The organism is Roseobacter sp. HKCCA0434, assembly GCF_032464675.1.
In the GTDB taxonomy this organism is placed as follows: Bacteria; Pseudomonadota; Alphaproteobacteria; order Rhodobacterales; family Rhodobacteraceae; genus Pontivivens.
Map to the genome: position 1 here is coordinate 202,360 of NZ_JAWDKL010000001.1, position 16,453 is coordinate 218,812.

Below are 16,453 nucleotides of genomic sequence, written 5' to 3' on the forward strand. Positions count from 1 at the left end.
CCAGGATGACCAACGATCCGCTGCTGCAACCCTACCGGCTGAAGCATCTGGTGCTGAAGAACCGGCTGATGATCACCTCGCACGAACCGGCCTATCCCGAGGACGGGATGCCGAAGGCACGCTACCGCGCCTATCACGAGGAACGGGCGCGGGCGGGCGTGGGTCTGACCATGACCGCCGGGTCGGCCAGCGTATCGCGCGACAGCCCGCCGGTCTTCAACAACATCCTCGCCTGGAAGGACGAGGTCGTGGGCTGGATGGCGGAGCTGACCGATGCCTGCCACGAGCATGGCTGCGCGGTGATGATCCAGCTGACGCATCTGGGCCGCCGCACCCGCTGGGACAAGGGCGACTGGCTGCCGGTCGTGTCGCCGAGCCACGCGCGCGAGCCGTCGCACAAGGCGTTCCCGAAGCGGGCCGAGGACTGGGACATCGCCCGGCTGATCGAGGATTACGCGACGGCGGCGGAGCGGATGCAGGAAGCGGGGCTCGACGGGATCGAGCTGCAGGCCTACGGGCATCTGATGGACCAGTTCTGGTCGCCGCTGACCAACACGCTCGACGGACCCTACGGGGGCGATCTCGACAACCGGCTGCGCTTCACCTTCGAGGTGCTGGACGCGATCCGCAAGCGGACGGGGCCGGAGTTCCTCGTCGGCGTGCGCTATACCGGCGACGAGATGCTGGAGGGTGGGCTGAATGCCGAGGATGGGCTGGAGATTTCCAGACGGCTGAAGGACAGCGGGCTGGTCGATTTCCTCAACGTCGTGCGCGGGCATATCGACACGGATGCGGGGCTGACCGACACGATTCCGGTGCAGGGCATGGCGTCGTCGCCGCATCTCGACTTCGCGGGGCGCATCCGGGCGGAAACGCAGTTCCCGACCTTGCATGCGGCGAAGATCCAGGACGTGGCGACCGCGCGTCATGCGATCGCGAGCGGGAAGCTCGACCTCGTCGGCATGACGCGCGCGCACATGGCCGATCCACATATCGTGGCGAAGATCGCGCGGGGGGAGGAGGATCGCATCCGCCCCTGCGTCGGCGCGAATTACTGCCTCGACCGGATCTATCAGGGCGGAATGGCGCTGTGCCTGCACAACCCGTCCACGGGGCGGGAACTGGAGCAGCCGCACGAGATCGCGCCTGCGGACGTGGCGAAGAAGGTCGTCATCGTTGGTGCTGGTCCGGCGGGGCTGGAGGCGGCGCGGGTCGCGGCCCTGCGGGGTCACGAGGTGATCGTGCACGAGGCGGCGGGCCATCCGGGCGGGCAGGTGCGCCTGACCGCGCTGACCGAGCGGCGGCGCGAGATGATGCAGCTGATCGACTGGCGCGTGGCGGAATGCGAGCGGGCGGGGGTCCGGTTCCACTACAACAGCTTTGCCGAGGCCGACACGGTGCTGGAAGGGTCGCCGGACGTGGTAATCGTCGCCACGGGCGGCCTGCCGGATGTGGACGTGGTCGAGGGGGCGGAGCTGGTCGTTTCCGCCTGGGACATCCTTTCGGGCGATGCGTCGCTGGGCGAAACCGTGCTGATCTACGACGATGCGGGTGACTATCCGGCGCTGCAGGCAGCGGAGAAGCTGGCGCAGGCGGGCGCGAAGGTAGAGGTCGTCACGCGCGACCGCAGCATCGTGCCCGAGGTCATGGCCATGTCGTTGACGCCGTCGCTGCGCATCCTGCAACGGCATGACGTGACTTTCACGACGACCTGGCGGGTGGACGGGGTCCGCCGCGACGGCAACAGGCTCGTCGCCACGCTCGGCAGCGATTACGGCGACATGGTGCAGGAGCGGCGGGTCGATCAGGTGGTGGTGAACCACGGGACGCTGCCGCTCGACGATCTCTATTTCGAGCTGCGCGAGGGATCGTCCAATGGCGGCGCGGTGGATTACGAGGCGCTGATCGCAGGGGGCGCGCAGCTGGAGGCAGGCGCGGGCTATGCGGTCTACCGGATCGGGGATGCGGTCGCCGCGCGCAACACGCATGCGGCGATCTACGACGCGCTGCGGCTGGTGCGGACGCTGTAGCTCAGGCCTGCGTGGCGCGCGCGAGCGCCTCGACCTTCGCCTTGGCGGCACCGCTGTCGAGGCTTTCGCGGGCCATCTCGACGCCTTCGGGCAGGCTCGCCGCGCGATCGGCGACCACGAGGGCGGCGGCGGCGTTCAGCAGCACCGCGTCGCGATAGGCGCCCGGCGCGCCGTCGAGCAGGGCGCGGAAGGCGGCGGCATTCTCGGCAGGCTCGCCGCCCAGCAGGTCCTCGAACGGGTGGAGGGGCAGGCCCGCCTCCTCGGGGTGCAGCTCGCGGTCGGTGACGGTGCCATCCTCCAGTGCGGCGACCCAGCTCGGCCCCGCGATGCTGAGCTCGTCCGTCCCGTCGGAGCCGTGGACGAGCCACGCCTTTTCGGAGCCGAGCATCTGCAGCACTTCCGCCATCGGGCGGATCAGGTCGCGGGAGAAGGCGCCGGTCAGTTGCCGCTTCACGCCCGCCGGGTTGGTCAGCGGGCCGAGGATGTTGAAGATCGTCCGCGTGCCCAGTTCCTGCCGTGCGGGCATGACATGCTTGATCGCGGGGTGGTGCATCGGGGCCATCATGAAGGCGATGCCGATCTCCGCCAGCGCGCGCTCGACCACCTCCGCGCCGACCATGACCTCGATTCCCATCTGGCCGAGCGCGTCGGCGGCCCCGGATTTCGAGGACAGGTTGCGGTTGCCGTGCTTGGCGACCACCACCCCCGCGCCCGCGACGACGAAGGCCGTGGCGGTGGAGATGTTGAGCGTGCCCTTGCCGTCGCCGCCGGTGCCGACGATGTCCATCGCGCCGTCGGGGGCCGCGACCTTCACGCATTTCTCGCGCATGACCTCGGCTGCCGCAGCGTACTCGGCGACGCTTTCGCCCCGTGTGCGCAGCGCCATGAGGAAGCCGCCGATCTGGTGCGGCGTCGCCTCGCCGCGCATCAGGACGTCGAAGGCGGTGCGCGCCTCCTCCTGCGTCAGCGGACGGTCGGCGGCGGTGCCGATCAGGGGCTTCAGGGCATCAGACATGGGCAGGCTCCGCCAGATCGAGGAAGGTGCGCAGCATCTGCCGCCCGTGCTCGGACGCGATGCTTTCGGGGTGGAACTGCACGCCGTGGATCGGCAGCTCGCGGTGGCTGAGGCCCATCACGGTGCCGTCGGCCACGTCCGCCGTGATCTCCAGGCAGTCGGGGATGCTGTCGCGGGCAACGGTCAGCGAGTGGTAGCGCGTCGCCCGGAACGGCCCGTCGATGCCTGCGAAGGGGCCGCGCCCGGTATGGCGGATCGTGTCGACCTTGCCGTGCATGATCGCATCCGCGCGCACGACCTTGCCGCCGAAATGCTGGCCGATGGACTGGTGGCCGAGGCAGACGCCCATCAGCGGGGTCCGCGTCTCCGCCGCAGCCGCAACGAGGGCGAGGCAGATGCCCGCCTGGTCGGGATCGCACGGGCCGGGGCTGAGCAGGATGGAGGAAGGCCGCAGCGCCATCGCCGCCTGCACGTCGAGCGCGTCGTTGCGCTCCACCCGCACATCGACGCCCAGCTCGCCCACATAATGGACAAGATTGTAGGTAAAGCTGTCATAGTTGTCGATCAGCAGCAGCATGGGCGCGTCCTTCGCTCCTCGGGTCGGCCTGTGGCGATTGAGGGCTGTTCGCCCGTGGATCGCGCGGTATAAATGCGGGGAAGTGGCAGTCAGGGTCAAGAGAACCCGGCCATGTAGACGATCATCGGCGCGACCCGCGCCGGGGAATTGGGGGACGGTATGGCAAGCTTCGTTTCGGGATTCGCAGGGGGCGTGGTGCTGAGCGCGGTCACCTTCGTCGGTCTGGCGGTCGCCGTACCGCCTCCGGGCGCGACGGGAGAGGGGGCGCTGGCACCCCGGCAGGACGACGTGGCGCAGCCGGATCGGGACGATGTGGCGCAGTCGGGTCAGGACGTGGACACGCAAGCGGACATGGCCGACACGGCAGGGGACGGCGAGGCGCAGGCGGAGGTCGAGACCCTGCCGGTCGAGATCGTCGAGAGCGATGCCGAAGGCGACCCGGCCCCCGCGCGGTTGCCGCAGCAGTCGAACGAGGCGGCGCCTGCGCCGCAGCAGCAGGCCGGACGGCCTGCGACCTCCGAGCCGCAGCAGCCCGCCACGGCGCCCGCAGTCGATCCCGCGGTGTCGCAGGGCACGATCGCGCTGGGATCCAGCCCGGATTTTCCCACGGGCGAGGACAGTTTCGCACCGCGACCCAGCACGGGCGACAATGCCGTCAGCATCCAGCGGGGCAGCGGCCTGAACGCGCCCGATACCGAGGTCGCGTCGCTGAGCGTTAGCTCCGGCGCGCCCGCGCGGCCCGTGACGGGCGGCGGGTTGCCGGGGGCTGCTCCCGGCTCCGAGACAGCTCCCGAAACCGCCTCCGCGTCGCTGCCGAACATGAATGCGGACGGCTCGCTGAACCGGCGCGGCGTGGTGACCTCGATCCAGCCCGAGGCGGGGCAGTTCGCCTCCGAAGACGCGCCGCAGGCCGACAGCACGCCGCCGCCGCCGCCGCCCGCGCGATTGCCGGTGGCCGATCCGATCTCGGAAGCGGTCGCGCCCGAGCTGGCGCCGCGCCGGGTCAACGCGGCCGAGTTCACCGTCCCCGAGGGCCAGCCGCTGATGTCGGTCATCCTGATCGACGACGGGGCCGACTCGATCCCGATCGCCGATGCGGCGAGCGTCAGCCTGCCGGTGACCATCGCCGTTCCCGCCGAAGCGTCCGACGCGGCCGAGCGTGGCGCCGCGTTCCGCGCTGCGGGATTCGAGGTGCTGGCCCTCCTGCCCGAGGGCGAGCTGGGCGATCTGGCCGCGATGGACGATCAGGGCGTGATCGAGACGGTCGCGTCGGTGCTGGCGGCCGTTCCCGACGCGGTCGGGCTGATGGACCGGGCCGACGGGGTCATCGTGTCCGATCGTCGCATCACCGAGGCCGCGCTCGAATATCTCGCGCTCAGCGGGCATGTGCTCGTCACGCAGCAGCGGGCGCGCGGCCTGAACCAGGTGGACCGGATGGCGTCGAGCATGGGCGTGCATGGCGACAGCGCGACGCGCCTGCTGGAGGAAACCACCGATGGCGGCGCGATCAGCGCGATCTTGCGGCGGACGTCGGTCGATGCGCGGACCGAGGGCGGCGCGATCCTGGTCGCGCCGGGCGACGCGGCGGCGCTGACGGGGCTGGTGACGTGGCGCTTCTCGCGCGCGGGGCGGGACGTGGCGCTGGCGCCGATCACCCCGTTGCTCGACGCGCGGGCAAGCGGCGGCTGAGCCGGTCTAACGGTTGCCGCGCCGCGCCTGCGAAAGCGTGTCGCGCGCGGCGGCCATCAGGGCCCCGGCCTTGTTGACCGTCTCCTGATACTCCGCCTCGGGATCGCTGTCATAGACGACGCCGCCCCCGGCCTGCACGTAGAGCGTCTCGTCCTTCAGCACGGCGGTGCGCAGGGCGATGCAGATATCCATGTCGCCCCCGGCGGAGAAATAGCCGACGCCGCCGCCATAGACGCCGCGCTTCTCGCTCTCGAGCTCGTCGATGATCTCCATCGCGCGCACTTTCGGCGCGCCCGAAACGGTGCCCGCGGGCAGACCGGCGAGGAGCGCCCCGAGCGCGTCGAGGTCGTCGCGCAGCTCTCCCTCGACATTCGAGACGATGTGCATGACGTGGCTGTAGCGCTCGATGATGAAGGTCTCGGTCGGGGTCACGGTGCCGATCTTGGCCACGCGGCCCACGTCGTTGCGGCCGAGGTCGAGCAGCATCAGATGCTCGGCCCGTTCCTTCGGGTCGGCGAGCAGGTCCGCCTCCAGCGCGCGGTCCTCCGCCTCGGTCGCGCCGCGCTTGCGCGTGCCCGCGATGGGGCGGATCGTGACGGTGCGGTCGCGGACCTGCACGAGGATCTCGGGGCTGGCGCCGATGATCTGGAAGCCGCCGAAGTCGAAATAGAACATATAAGGCGACGGGTTCGTGCGCCTGAGCGAACGGTAGAGCGCGAAGGGAGGCTCGGCGAAGTCGAGCGACCAGCGCTGCGAGGGCACGACCTGGAAGATGTCGCCCGCGCGGATGTATTCCTTCGCGCGCTCGACGATGGCATCGTAGCCGTCGCGGGTGGTGTTCGACACCGGCTCGGGCATTTCGGCCACCGCCGCCACCTCGCGCCGCTGGCCGGTGGCCGCCCGGTCGAGATCGGCGACCACGTCCATCACCCGCTCCGCGGCCTGGGCGTGCGCGGCGCGGGCGGATTGCCCATCGGCGGCCCAGACGGGGGACACGACGATGACCTCGTCCTTCACCGCATCGACGATGGCGACGACCGTGGGCCGGATCATCATCGCGTCGGGCAGGCCGAGCGGGTCGGGGTTCACGTCCGGCAGGTGCTCCACATGACGCACCATGTCGTAGCCGAGATAGCCGAAGAGCCCGGCGGCCATCGGGGGCAGGGCGTCGGGCAGGTCGATGCGGCTCTCGGCGATCAGCGCACGCAGGCTGTCGAGCGGGGGACTGGCATCGGCCTCGTAGGCTGCGTCGTCATAGCGGGCGTGGCGGTTGATCTCGGCCCGTTCGCCCCGACAGCGCCAGATGAGGTCGGGCTTCAGCCCGATGACGGAATAGCGTCCCCGGTTCTCTCCGCCCGTGACGGACTCGAGCATGAAGGCATCTCGCCGCCCGGCGGCGAGCTTCAGCATCACGCCGACGGGCGTGTCGAGATCGGCGACGAGGCGGGTCCAGACGACCTGATTCCCGCCTGCCTCGTGGACCGGCGTGAAGGCGTCGAGCGTCGGTTGCAGCTCCATCTCAGCGCAGGCTCTGCGTGATCTGGTTCTGCACGGTCTGGTTGACCGTGATGCCCCGCTCCTCGGCCACGGCGTTGGCGAAGTAGCCCAGGATGTCCGATTGAAGGTCGCCCGCCGTCTGCGCCAGGAAGACCTCGCGCAGGGCCGCGGCGTCCTCGCCCTCCAGATCGTAGGGGATGACTTCGCGCAGGGCGATCAGCAGGCCGCCTGCCTCGTCGGTCGCGACCACGGTCTCGCCAGGTTCGGCGTCGAAGATGCGGGCCACGGTTTCGGGCGGCAGGAAGCCGGAATCGGCGTCGCGGGTGATGCCCTCGTCCGATTGCAGTTGCAGATCCTCCCGCTCGGCCAAAGTGGCCAGCGTCAGGCCGTCGGCGAGCTGGCCCTGCAATTCGGTGGCGGCTTCGGCGGCGGCGAGCAGCGCCTGCTCGTCGCGCCAGTCGGCCAGCACGGTCTCTCGGATCTCGGCGAGCGGCGGCAGGGACGGCTCGATGATCTCGTCCACGTGGACGACGTAATAGGCCCCTTCGGAGGTCTCGATCTGGTCGCGGTCGGCGCCCGGTTCGGCGGCGAAGGCCTCGGCCACCACCTCCTGCGGCACGATGCCGTCGGAGCCTTGCGCGACCGTGGCGGTGCCAAGCTCGTAGGAGGTTTCCTCGGCCAGTTCCTCGGGCGTGGCGCCACCGGCGATCAGTTCCTCGGCGCGCAGGCTTTCGTCGAGGATCATGTCGGCGGCATCGCGCGCGGCGCGATTGGCGCGGACGTCGTCGCGCGCGTCCTCGAAGCTGCTCTCGCGCGCGGGGATGATCGCCTTCACGGCGAAGAGCGCGGGGCCGAGATCGGTATCGACGGGGCCGACGGTGCCGGTTTCCTCGAGCGAGAAGACCGGTTCGCGCGCGGAACGGGGCAGGGCGGATCGCTCGACGACGCCCAGCGAGATGTCACCCGCGCTCAGGCCCCGTTCGCCCGCGATATCGGTGAGCGTCGTCTCGCCAGCCTCGATTTCGGCGAGGGCCTCCTCGGCGGCGGCGGCGTCGGGGAAGGCGAGACGGTCGACGATGCGGCGCTCGGCCTGCTGGTAGTTGGGCAGGTCGGCCTCGTAATCGGCGCGCAGCTCCTCGTCGGGATAGTCGAGCCCTTGCGCAAGCACCGCCGGGTCGAGACGGGCGAAGGTGATCTCGCGCCGCTCGGGCGTCTGGTAGCGGTCTTCCAGCTCCTCCATATAGGCCTGCAGGACGTCGTCCTCGGGGGCCTCCACCGCCTCGGGGTCGGCGGGCACCAGCACCCAGTCGATCGCGCGCTCCTCGCCGAGGAAGGCCATGAGCGTGTCGGCGGCGACGGGCGGCAGCGTGGCGCCGGAGGCGACGATATTGCCTATCAGGGTGGCCTCCTCCTCGCCCCGCACGATCTCCTCGAAGCGCTCGGCGTTCAGGCCGCGCTGGCCGAGGAAGAAACGATAGCTCGCACTGTCGAACTCGCCATCCGTGCCCGCGAGGCCGGGGGTGGCGAGGATCTGGCGGGCGACGACCTCATCGGGGACGGAGATGCCCTGGACCCGCGCCTCGTCGCGCAGGGCGGCGGAGCGCAGCAGGCTCGCCATCACCTGACCGTCCACGCCGCGCTCCTGCGCCTGGGCCGCGTCGAGGCGCACGCCGAACTGCCGCTGGATCGCGTTCACGCGGTTTTCGAAGGCGACGCGGTACTCGGTGACGCTGACATCCGTCTGGCCGACCCGCGCGACGCTCTGCGCGCTGCCGCCGGTCAGGATGTCGGTGAACCCGAAGGCTCCGAGGCCGAGGATCAGCAGCGTGATGATGACCCAGCCAAAGATGTTCTTCTTTCGGGCGCGCAGGGAGGTGAGCATCGCATGTCCTTCGCGGGCGGTAATCGTGGTTGTCGCGAAGTGTTACGGGACGGCTGGCGGATGCGCAAGCGAGGGCGGGCGGCTCAGGGCGCGAAGGCGGCGAGGCGGCGGACCATCTCGGCCAGACCGGCGCAATCCACGTTGGCGAAGGCGACGCGCAGCGTGGATTCGGCGAAGCCGTCGGTGCCGGTGGGCGCGAACATGGTGCCGGGCAGGATCAGCAGCGACTGGTCCTCGACCAGCCGTTTCGCGAGCGCGTCCGACAGCATGTCGAACGGGTGGCGCAGGTAGGCGAAATAGGCGCCGGTGCCGAGCGCCTGCCACCCCGGCAGGGCGTCGATCAGCCGGTCGATTTCGGCCCGGCGGGCGAGGATCTCCGCTCGCTCGCCCGCAACCCAGTCGGCCATGTGGTCGAGCCCGTAGAGCGCCGCGCGCTGGCCAATCTGGTTGGGACAGACGGTGACGGTGTCGAGGAACTTCTCGACCTGTGCCAGCCGCGCGCGGCCCGCGACGATCGCGCCGACGCGGTGCCCGGTCAGGCGGAACGCCTTCGAAAAGGAGTAGAGGTGGATCAGCGTGTCCGACCAGTCGGGGTCCGCGAACAGGTCATGCGGCGCGCCGTCCTGTGAATGGAAGTCGCGATAGGTCTCGTCGACGATCAGCGCGAGGCCGCGCGAGCGGGCGAGGTCGAGAAAGGCGCGCATCAGCCCCGCCGGGTACTCGGCCCCCGTCGGGTTGTTCGGCGTCACCAGCACGATGGCCCGCGTCCGGTCGTCGATCAGAGCCGCCGCCGCCTCCGGGTCGGGGAGCATGCCGTCTCCGCAGGGTAGGACGCGGGTGTCGATGCCGCTCATGTCGAGCCACATGCGGTGGTTGAAATACCACGGTGCGGGCAGGATCACGTTGTCGCCGGCCGCCGCCAGCGTGGCGATGGCCGCGCAGAAGGCCTGGTTGCAGCCGGAGGTGATGGCGACCTGATCGGGTTCTATCGCGCCGCCGTAACCGCGCGACCAGCGCCGGGCGACCGCCGCGCGCAGATCGGGCAGGCCAAGCACGGGGCCGTAGAGATGCGCGCCCGGATCGCCCATGACCGCCTCGACCATCGCGTGGCGCATCTGCTCGGGTGGCGGGTCGATCGGCGCGGCCTGGCTGAGATTGATGAGCGGACGGTCCGCCGGGAAGCTGCGCCCGGCGATCCAGGCGCGCGCCTCCATCACGGGCGGCGGGAAGGTGGCGGCGATGGGAGGGGCGATCTTCATGCCCCGACGCTGCCCCGGCGGCGCGGGGCGCGCAAGGGCCTTGACGCGCCCCGCCCGCGCGGCCAAGTCGGGCGCATGGCACAGCCCCCCATCCTCACCCTCTCCGACATCGCGCTGACCTTCGGCGGCGATCCCCTGTTCAACGGCGCGAGCCTCGTCGTGCAACCGGGGGAGCGGATCTGCCTCGTCGGGCGCAACGGCTCTGGCAAGTCCACGCTGATGAAGATCATGGCCGGCATGGTCGAGCCGGACGGTGGCGAGCGGTTCCTGCGCCCCGGAATGAGCGTGAGCTACATGGACCAGGACCCGGATTTCGCAGGGTTTTCCACCCTTGGCGAGTTCGCGGTCGCCGGGCTGGAGCCGGGCATGGAATGGAAGGTCGACGCGGCGGCGGAAGGGTTGAAACTGCAACTCGACCGCGACCCAGCGCAGGCCAGCGGCGGGGAGCGGCGGCGCGCCGCGATGGTCCGACTGCTGGCGGGCGAGCCCGACCTGATGCTGCTCGACGAGCCGACCAATCATCTCGACATCCAGGCCATCGCGTGGCTGGAGGAACATCTGAAGGCCACCCGCTCCGCCTTCGTGCTGATCTCCCACGACCGGACCTTCCTGCGCAACCTGACGCGCGCGACGCTGTGGGTCGACCGGGGCGTGGTCCGGCGGCTCGACCGCGGGTTCGAGGCGTTCGAGGACTGGCGCGACAAGACCTACGAGGAGGAGGACCTCGCGCGGCACAAGCTCGACCGGCTGATCAAGGACGAGGCGCGGTGGGCGGTCGAAGGCATTTCCGCGCGGCGCAAGCGCAACCAGGGCCGGGTGCGGCGGCTGGGCGAGCTGCGCGACGAGCGCTCCTCGCAGATCCGGCGGCAGGGCACCGCGGCGATGGAGTTCAAGGCGGGGTCGAAATCGGGCCGTCTGGTGGTGGAGGCCACGAAGATCGCCAAGCGCTACGGCGACACGACCATCGTGCGTGACTTCTCGACCCGCGTGATGCGCGGCGAGCGGCTGGCGCTGGTGGGGCCGAACGGGGCGGGGAAAACGTCGCTGCTCAAGCTGTTGATCGGGCAGGAGGAACCGGACGAGGGGACCATCCGGCTCGGCACGGGGCTGGAGCCGGTGTTCCTCGATCAGAACCGCGCGCAGCTCGACCCCGAGGCGAGCCTGTGGGAATCGCTGACCGGCGATCCGCTATTGGGCGTGTCGGGGCGGGCCGATCAGGTCATGGTGCGCGGCACGCCGCGCCACGTGGTCGGCTATCTCAAGGACTTCCTGTTCGACGACCAGCAGGTCCGCTCCCCCGTCTCGGCACTGTCGGGCGGGGAGAAGGCACGGTTATTACTGGCGAAATTGATGGCGCGGGAGAGCAATCTGCTGATCCTCGACGAGCCCACGAACGACCTCGACGTCGAGACGCTGGACCTCTTGCAGGAGCTGGTGACGGATTATGACGGGACGGTGATTCTCGTCAGCCACGACCGCGATTTCCTCGACCGGGTGGCCACGACCACGGTGCTGATGCGCGGCGACGGGGAGGCGACGGTCTATGCCGGGGGCTGGTCCGACCTGGCCGCGCAAGGGGCGCAATTCGCCGAGAAAGCCGCGTCTGCACCCCGTATGGCAAGCGTACGGCAAGCGTATGGCAAGCCGGCGGATCCGAAACCCGCCACGGCCCAAACGAAACCCGCGCCGAACCCGGTGCGCATCGCCGCGCTGGAAAAGGAGATGGAGCGCCTGCAGGCCGAGATCGGCAAGCTCGAAGCCTTCCTCGCCGATCCCGACCTCTTCACCACCGCGCCCGCCAAGTTCGAGAAGGCCACGGCGGGCCTCATGGAGCGGCAGGAGAAGCTCGCCCAGGTGGAGGAAGACTGGCTGGAGGCGTCGGAGGGCTGAGCCCTATTGCTGGTAGGCGGCGATCGAGCCGTCCGCCCGGCGCAGGTAGATGCGCGAGAACCGGTCGTCGAAGATGAAGCCGACCCGCGTGACGTCCGCCGGGATCCGCTCCGCCACGGTCAGGGTCTGGCCGAGGGCGGTGCAGGACAAGGCGGAGATCTCGGTCGCGTCGACGCCGAGATCGGCGGGCGCGTTCAGCGAGACCTGGCGGCCGGAAACCGTGGCGAGGCACTGCGCGGGGATCCGTCCGTCGCCGTCGCGGGCGATCACGTCGAAGGAGCCTTCGGCGGTGGTCGGCGCCTCACGCGCGACGCTGACGATCGGCCCGGCGGGCACGACGCATCCGGCGAGGGTGGCAAGGGCGGCGAGAGACAAGGCAAGGCGCATCATGGGGGGCACTCCTGTTGCGGGTGCCCCTCAAGGTGGGACGAGTTGACGCGGGGGCAAGCGACCCCGCCCCGGCGCGCGTCAGTTGAAGACGAAGCGCACCTGCGACGTGCCCGGATCGACCGGCCCGTCATGGAACAGGGTCGTGCCGTTATAGGTGCAGGAAAGATCGGTGATCGTGCCGGGCCCGGCGAGGATGCCGGGCAGCGCGAAGATCGTCCGCTCGCCCGCGATGGTGGCGCGACACTCCTCGCCCACGACCTCCCCACTGCGCGAATGCGCGACGACCGAGAGGGTGTTGTCCGCCCCGTAGGGCGCCCCCCGGCTGGTCAGGATCGGCCCGGTATCGAACCGCGCCTCGTCATCTGGGGCGGTGCAGGCGGCGAGGAGGAGGAGGGGGATAGCTTGTACTCGAAAAATCGGCATTCAGAGTGTCCTTTTGTATTAGAAAAAACTCATTGCGCGGATTGTCGTTTCTGCAGTATTTTCATTACTGCGTCAGTTTTCGTTTTGAGCAAACCTTTTCCTTTCAAAGTTTTGAGGCGTTCCCAGTGATCTTGCGATAGTCCATCGGCGGGGCCAGCCATATCATCAAGCTTTGAGAAGATATCTAGAGCTATACATGCTATAAAAGTACATATTGCTGCGACAGGCAGAAATGACCAATATGAAAAACATGTCTCGGTACTCCCACTCTTTCCACATAATATTCGAATGGAGTTAGGTCTGCTGGAAGAGCCAGCAATATACAAAAATACTAAAAGTATGAAGGTGAAGCTGACGTTTATTAGTCGTAATATATTTTTTCCGTACTTATCTTTTGAGTTTAGATAAATCTCTAAAAATTTAGGATCGTTAGTTTTGTAAAAGGCGCTCAAGACGTCGTTACGTTGAGCACTCCTATGGACGATTGCTTTTAAAAAAACTCTGATATGTCGTATGTTGGATAATTTTTTTGTAATATAAAATGAAGGTGCAGCCGGTAATAGACCCAAAAAAATCAAAGGCACGAAGATGATTGGAGATAATATCGTGGCTATTGCGAGTATTGGTATCGTTGCTGAAATGGCCGCTATTTTATCGGAGCTTGAAGCCCAATAAATTCCAGTATCATTTACGATAATTGAAATCACATCAATGAAAAGTATCCCCAACGTAATTCTATAACTCAATCGCAATTTTCTATTTGTGTTTTCAAACTGCATGGAAAGCCCCCCTACACATCCACATCCTCCACGAAGCGCGCATTCTCCTGTATGTACTGGAACCGCAATTCCGGCTTCTTGCCCATCAGGCGTTCGACCAGGCCGCCGGTCTCTCCGGGGATGTCCTCGTCCACCGTCACCTTGATCAGCGTACGCTTGGCCGGGTCCATCGTGGTGTCCTTGAGGTCCTTGGCGTCCATCTCCCCCAGACCCTTGAAGCGGGAGATGTCGATCTTGCCGCGGCCGCCCAGACCCTTGGCGAGCAGGCGCTCCTTCTCCGCGTCGTCGCGGGCGTAGACGCTGACCGCGCCCTGCTTGAGCCGGTAGAGCGGCGGGGCGGCGAGGTAGAGGTGACCGTTGTCGATCAGCGGGCGCATCTGGGTGAAGAAGAAGGTCATCAAGAGCGCCGCGATATGCGCGCCGTCCACATCCGCGTCGGTCATGATGATGACCTTGTCGTAGCGCAGGTCGTCGAGGCGGAACTTCGTGCCCAGACCGGTGCCGAGCGCCTGCGTCAGGTCGCTGATCTCCTGATTGGTCGACAGCTTGGCGCTCGCCGCCCCCATGACGTTGAGGATCTTGCCGCGCAGGGGCAGGAGGGCCTGCGTCTTGCGGTTGCGGGCCATCTTGGCCGAGCCGCCCGCGCTGTCGCCCTCGACCAGGAACAGCTCGGTCCCCTCGCGCGCGTTGGTGGCGCAGTCGACGAGCTTGCCGGGCAGGCGCAGCTTCTTGGTGGCGGACTTGCGGGCGGTCTCCTTCTCCTGCCGTCGGCGCAGGCGCTCCTCGGCCTTGAGCACGAGGTAGTCGAGGATGGCGCCCGCGGCCTTGGGATCGGCGGCGAGCCAGGTGTCGAAGCGGTCGCGGATCGCCGTCTCGACCAGCCGCTGCGCCTCGGTCGTGGCGAGGCGGTCCTTGGTCTGGCCGACGAATTCCGGCTCGGCGATGAAGACGGAGATCAGCGCGGTCGCGCCCGCCATCACGTCGTCGCGGGTGATCTGCGCGGCCTTGCGGTTCTGCGCCAGCTCGCCGTAAGCGCGGATGCCCTTGGTGAGCGCTGCCCAGAAGCCCGCGACATGGGTGCCGCCCTCGGGCGTGGGGACCGTGTTGCAGTAGCTCGACATCGCCGCGTCGCGCATCGGGCTCCAGTGGATCGCCCATTCGACCGAGCCGGGCACGCCGAAGCGTTCCTGGAAATCGACCTTGCCCGCGAAGGGATTTTCCGCATAGGTCACGGCGCCTTGCAGGATTTCCTTGAGGTAGTCGGCGAGGCCGCCGGGGAACTTGAACGTGGCCTCGTCCGGCACGCCGTCGGCGGCGACGGCAGTCTTCCACCGGATCTCGACCCCGCCGAAGAGATAGGCTTTGGACCGCACCATCTTGAGCAGACGCGCGGGCTTGAGGCGCGCGCCCGCGCCGAAGATCTCCGCATCCGGGTGGAAGGTGACGGTGGTGCCGCGGCGGTTGGGCGCGGCGCCGACCTTCTCGACCGGGCCCTGGGGCAGGCCGCGGGAGAACTCCTGTGCGTAGAGCTCCTTGTTGCGGGCGACCTCGACCCGGACATGGTCCGAGAGCGCGTTGACGACCGAGATGCCGACGCCGTGCAGGCCGCCCGAGGTCTGGTAGGCCTTGCCCGAAAACTTGCCGCCCGCGTGCAGGGTGCACAGGATCACCTCCAGCGCCGACTTGTCGGGAAAGCGCGGGTGCGGATCGACGGGAATGCCGCGCCCGTTGTCGCGGATGGTGACGGAGTAGTCGGCGTGCAGTTCCACCTCGATGCGGGTGGCGTGGCCGGCGACCGCCTCGTCCATCGAGTTGTCGAGCACCTCGGCCACCAGATGGTGCAGAGCCCGCTCGTCGGTGCCGCCGATATACATGCCGGGACGCTTGCGCACCGGTTCCAGCCCCTCCAGCACCTCGATCTGGGAGGCGTCGTAGCTTTGCGCGGCATCGTCTTTGAACAGGTCGTCGGCCAAGGAAGGTCCCCGAGTGTGGTGGTGCGTTGCCCGCATTAGACCAGATGTTGAGGGCAAGTTACAGGGATGACGGATGCCTCCGGCGGGGATAATTTGAGATCGCGATAGATAGAGGAGGCGCCCATGGCGGCCGAATTCGAGATTGCCTGCACCTGCGGTGCGTTCCGCGCGCGGGTGCATGACGTGGTGCCCGAGACGACCAACCGGCTGATCTGCTATTGCGAGAGCTGCCAGCGTGCCGCGCGCGAGTTGGGGCGCGACGACGTGCTGGAGGAGGGCGGGGGTACGGACTACGCGCAGATCGCCGCCGATCAGGTCGAGGTGCTGTCGGGTGGCGAAAACCTCGCCTGCCGCCGCTTCACGCCGCGCGGGCCGCTGCGCTGGTACGTGACATGTTGCGACACGCCGGTCTGCAACACGATGCCCTCGGCGGCCTTCCCGACGGCGGCGTTCCTTCGGCGTGCGGTCGGCGTGCCCGAGGAGCCGATCGGCCCGGTCATCGGCCAGTTCTTCCGGCGCGAGGCGACGGCGCGCGTGCCGCAGGTCGGGCTGGGGCGCGGCTGGCCCGCCGTCCTGGGCCGGTTCATGCTGATCGTGTGGAAGGCACGGCGGCGCGGGGCGCATCGGCGCAATCCGTTTCTCGGCTCGGACGGGCGGCCCGTGGCGCGGGTGCAAGGATGAGGTGGCTTCTTGCGACGATGTGCCTGACGCACGCAGCCCTCGCCCAGGCGCCCGGTCCGATCACGTCGGAGGAGGTGTTTCGCGCCCATGCGCTCGACCGGCTGTGGCTGGCGGACGGGGGGCAGGTCGAGATCTTCTCGGACGGCACGCTGCGGGCCGATTGGGCGGGCCGGATCCTGAATGCGGAGTGGGTCTGGGACGACGAGCGGGGCATGATGTGCCGCGAGGGTGTCTTCGACGGCGAGCCGCGCCCCTACGAATGCCAGGTGATCGCCTTCACCGAAGACGGGATCAGCATCACCCGCTTCGCGGGGCGGGGTCCGACATTTACCTTCGTTGAGGCCGAGTGACGCTCAGTTCGCCCGCGC

The 16,453-nt window shown here is 68.3% G+C and carries 14 protein-coding genes; 5 read left to right on the forward strand and 9 right to left on the reverse strand.

Annotated features, from left to right (window positions below):
• Window positions 1–5 precede the first annotated feature (5 nt).
• On the forward strand, window positions 6–2,030 hold the full coding sequence (locus tag RX333_RS01015) for an NADH:flavin oxidoreductase (RefSeq protein WP_316013042.1): 2,025 nt from the start codon (window positions 6–8) through the stop codon (window positions 2,028–2,030).
• 1 nt (window position 2,031) lies between these two features.
• On the opposite strand, the gene trpD is transcribed toward RX333_RS01015, so the two are convergent.
• Window positions 2,032–3,045, reverse strand: coding sequence for an anthranilate phosphoribosyltransferase (trpD, locus tag RX333_RS01020; protein ID WP_316013043.1), 1,014 nt, complete (start codon window positions 3,043–3,045; stop codon window positions 2,032–2,034).
• Window positions 3,038–3,622: an aminodeoxychorismate/anthranilate synthase component II gene (locus RX333_RS01025; RefSeq protein ID WP_316013044.1), complete on the reverse strand. Its 585-nt coding sequence runs from the start codon at window positions 3,620–3,622 to the stop codon at window positions 3,038–3,040. The genes trpD and RX333_RS01025 overlap by 8 nt, the downstream gene beginning before the upstream one ends.
• Before the next feature lie 159 nt (window positions 3,623–3,781).
• Between RX333_RS01025 and RX333_RS01030 the strand changes: the two genes are divergently transcribed.
• Window positions 3,782–5,311, forward strand: coding sequence for a divergent polysaccharide deacetylase family protein (locus RX333_RS01030; protein ID WP_316013045.1), 1,530 nt, complete (start codon window positions 3,782–3,784; stop codon window positions 5,309–5,311).
• Window positions 5,312–5,317: 6 nt separating this feature from the next.
• On the opposite strand, the gene trpE is transcribed toward RX333_RS01030, so the two are convergent.
• From trpE to RX333_RS01045, 3 genes are all read right to left on the reverse strand, one after another.
• On the reverse strand, window positions 5,318–6,829 hold the full coding sequence (gene trpE / locus RX333_RS01035; RefSeq protein ID WP_316013046.1) for an anthranilate synthase component I: 1,512 nt from the start codon (window positions 6,827–6,829) through the stop codon (window positions 5,318–5,320).
• Window position 6,830: 1 nt separating this feature from the next.
• Entirely contained in the window at window positions 6,831–8,690 is a 1,860-nt protein-coding gene (locus RX333_RS01040) for a peptidylprolyl isomerase (protein ID WP_316013047.1), read from the reverse strand.
• 83 nt (window positions 8,691–8,773) lie between these two features.
• Window positions 8,774–9,949 (reverse strand): aminotransferase, encoded by a 1,176-nt coding sequence (locus tag RX333_RS01045; protein ID WP_316013048.1) that lies wholly within the window; start codon window positions 9,947–9,949, stop codon window positions 8,774–8,776.
• 75 nt (window positions 9,950–10,024) lie between these two features.
• On the opposite strand from RX333_RS01045, the gene RX333_RS01050 reads away from it, so the two are divergent.
• Window positions 10,025–11,839, forward strand: a complete 1,815-nt coding sequence (locus RX333_RS01050) for an ABC-F family ATP-binding cassette domain-containing protein (RefSeq protein ID WP_316013049.1) — start codon at window positions 10,025–10,027, stop codon at window positions 11,837–11,839.
• Between the two features lie 3 nt (window positions 11,840–11,842).
• On the opposite strand, the gene RX333_RS01055 is transcribed toward RX333_RS01050, so the two are convergent.
• The 4 genes from RX333_RS01055 to parE form a co-directional block, all read right to left on the reverse strand.
• A complete protein-coding gene (locus RX333_RS01055) occupies window positions 11,843–12,229 on the reverse strand; it encodes a hypothetical protein (RefSeq protein WP_316013050.1) in 387 nt (128 codons plus the stop codon).
• A gap of 78 nt (window positions 12,230–12,307) precedes the next feature.
• Window positions 12,308–12,652, reverse strand: coding sequence for a hypothetical protein (locus RX333_RS01060; protein ID WP_316013051.1), 345 nt, complete (start codon window positions 12,650–12,652; stop codon window positions 12,308–12,310).
• Between the two features lie 29 nt (window positions 12,653–12,681).
• On the reverse strand, window positions 12,682–13,431 hold the full coding sequence (locus RX333_RS01065) for a hypothetical protein (protein ID WP_316013052.1): 750 nt from the start codon (window positions 13,429–13,431) through the stop codon (window positions 12,682–12,684).
• An 11-nt stretch (window positions 13,432–13,442) separates the two neighbouring features.
• Window positions 13,443–15,404: a DNA topoisomerase IV subunit B gene (parE, locus tag RX333_RS01070; RefSeq protein WP_316013053.1), complete on the reverse strand. Its 1,962-nt coding sequence runs from the start codon at window positions 15,402–15,404 to the stop codon at window positions 13,443–13,445.
• Between the two features lie 123 nt (window positions 15,405–15,527).
• On the opposite strand from parE, the gene RX333_RS01075 reads away from it, so the two are divergent.
• Together RX333_RS01075 and RX333_RS01080 are read left to right on the forward strand one after the other, a co-directional pair.
• Complete coding sequence (locus RX333_RS01075; RefSeq protein WP_316013054.1) at window positions 15,528–16,085, forward strand: DUF6151 family protein; 558 nt, start codon at window positions 15,528–15,530, stop codon at window positions 16,083–16,085.
• On the forward strand, window positions 16,082–16,435 hold the full coding sequence (locus RX333_RS01080) for a hypothetical protein (RefSeq protein ID WP_316013055.1): 354 nt from the start codon (window positions 16,082–16,084) through the stop codon (window positions 16,433–16,435). Before RX333_RS01075 ends, RX333_RS01080 begins: the two co-directional genes overlap by 4 nt.
• Window positions 16,436–16,453: the final 18 nt, after the last annotated feature.